Source organism: Sinorhizobium saheli (assembly GCF_001651875.1).
GTDB lineage: Bacteria > Pseudomonadota > Alphaproteobacteria > Rhizobiales > Rhizobiaceae > Sinorhizobium > Sinorhizobium saheli.
Genome location: NZ_LNQB01000013.1, coordinates 1 through 1,911, shown reverse-complemented (window position 1 = coordinate 1,911; position 1,911 = coordinate 1). Strand labels below are relative to the sequence as shown.

The 1,911-nt window shown below is 59.1% G+C and carries 2 protein-coding genes; both read right to left on the bottom strand.

The features are described 5' to 3' along the window. Nucleotides 1–1,554, bottom strand: a 1,554-nt coding sequence (gene tnpC / locus ATB98_RS00085) for an IS66 family transposase (protein WP_234781823.1), incomplete at its 3' end; no start/stop codon positions are given. A gap of 45 nt (nt 1,555–1,599) precedes the next feature. Then, complete coding sequence (gene tnpB, locus ATB98_RS27585) at nt 1,600–1,854, bottom strand: IS66 family insertion sequence element accessory protein TnpB (RefSeq protein ID WP_202879859.1); 255 nt, start codon at nt 1,852–1,854, stop codon at nt 1,600–1,602. Nucleotides 1,855–1,911: the final 57 nt, after the last annotated feature.

Here is a 1,911-nt window from a genome sequence, read left to right as displayed (position 1 = left end):
CCGTTGCGCGATGTTGATGCGGACACGCTTCCAATGTTTACAGACACTTAACGAAGGGGTGCATAATGAAACACGTCTCGCAATTCCTCTCAGAGCGCGTTCGGCCGCATTGTTCGTGAGACAAATCCGGCCATCTTCCAGGAAACGGGCAAAACCATCCCAGCGTTTCAGCATGTAATCGATCGGCTCGATCACCTCGGACGATTTGCTGAGCGTGGCGCGCTCCCGTTTCAGCCACGCGTGCATGTCGTCGAACAGCGGCTTGCTCTTTTCCTGCCGCGCGGCCAGCCGTTCTTCGGCGCTCAATCCATTGATCTCGCGCTCGATCTCAAACAGCGCGTCGTACCGTTGGACGGCCTCCAGGGCGATCGGCGAGATTGGCTTGCCCTTGCGTTTGCGGTCGCGGGCATTTTTCTGGATATCGGCCAGTTCAAAGAATTTGCGCCGCGCATGCGCATGGCAAAAGGCGAAGGTGATCGGTACCGCTTTCTTTTCGGCGACACTGAGCGGCTCGAAGCCATTGTAGCAATCACTCTGCAGAATGCCGCCATACCCGGCAAGGTGCTTCTGCGGATGCTCGCCGCGGCGGTCACTCGACGCATAGTATATGGCCGCCGGCGCCGCCCCTCCGCCGTAGGACCGGTCATCGCGCACGTAGGTCCATATTCGCCCGGTCGTGCATTTGTCTTTGGCCTGGATGGGAATGGTGGTGTCGTCGCCAAAAAGCCGCTCGGCCGCGAAGACATGCGTTTCGATCAGATCAAAGATCGGCAGGAGCGCGGCCGTTCCATACCCGACCTGGTCGGCCAACGTCGAGGTCGAAAGCTCGATGCCCTCGCATTTGAACCGGGTGCTCTGGCGGTTGAGCGGGCTATGCATGCCGAACTTGTCAAAGAGGATCGTCGCCAGCAGATGAGGACCGATGAAGCCGCGCGGCGTGGCATGGAAGGGTGCCGGCGCTTGGCTGATCTTCTCGCAGTCCCGGCAGCTAAATTTCTCGCGTACGGTTTCGATCACGATAAACCGGCGCGGGATCTCCTCCAGCGTTTCGGTCATATCCTCGCCCAGCTTGGAAAGCCGGGATCCGCCACAGCATGCACAGGTGCTGGGAGGATCGATGACCACACGCTTGCGTTCGACATCCTCCGGCCACGGCTTTCGCATCGGCCGCTTGCGTGTGAACGAACGTACGCTCGCTGTCTTGGCGGCAGCAGCCTGCGCTGCAACCTCGTCCTCTGTCGCGGCCATCACCAGCTCTTCGAGCTGCAATTCCATCTGGTCAAGCAATCGCGCGGTGCGCTCGGAACGCTTTCCGCGAAGCTCCCGCCTCAGCTTTTCGATCGCCAGCTCCAGTTTGGCGATCAACGCCTCGCTGTCGGACAGCATCGCCTGGGCATTGGCGGCTTGCGCCACCGCAATGTCCCGCTCGGCGACGACAGGATCGCGCTCGGCAACAACGACATCATGTTCAGCCTGCAACATCTCACGCTCGGAAAGCAGCGCCAGATAGGCGCTCGCAAGGTCCGCAGGAAGATCCACAGGCTTCGAAGTCATGAAGCCATTCGATCAGATTCACTCAATATTTTCAATGTAATAATGCTATCCGACCCGTGTCGGACGCCAGGTTTCCTGCGGATTGCGCCAGTCAATCCCGGACAACAAATAAGACAATTGCGCCGGTGAGATCGCTACCGCACCGCCCTCCATATTCGGCCAGATAAACCGGCCCTTCTCCAGCCGCCGGGTAAAAAGGCAGGCGCCCAGACCATCATGCCAGATGATCTTCAAAATATCCGATCTGCGGCCCCTGAAGACGAAGAGATGCCCTGACAACGGATATGTGGCGCGCCACATATCCGTTGATATGCGTCGGATGAGATTATGTGGCGGCGTCGCTCGCAGTGCTGCGTT

What these genes read in the sequence shown, in the direction of transcription:
- tnpB (WP_202879859.1), bottom strand. Translation starts at nt 1,854, where the DNA reads ATGTGGCGCGCCACATATCCGTTGTCAGGGCATCTCTTCGTCTTCAGG.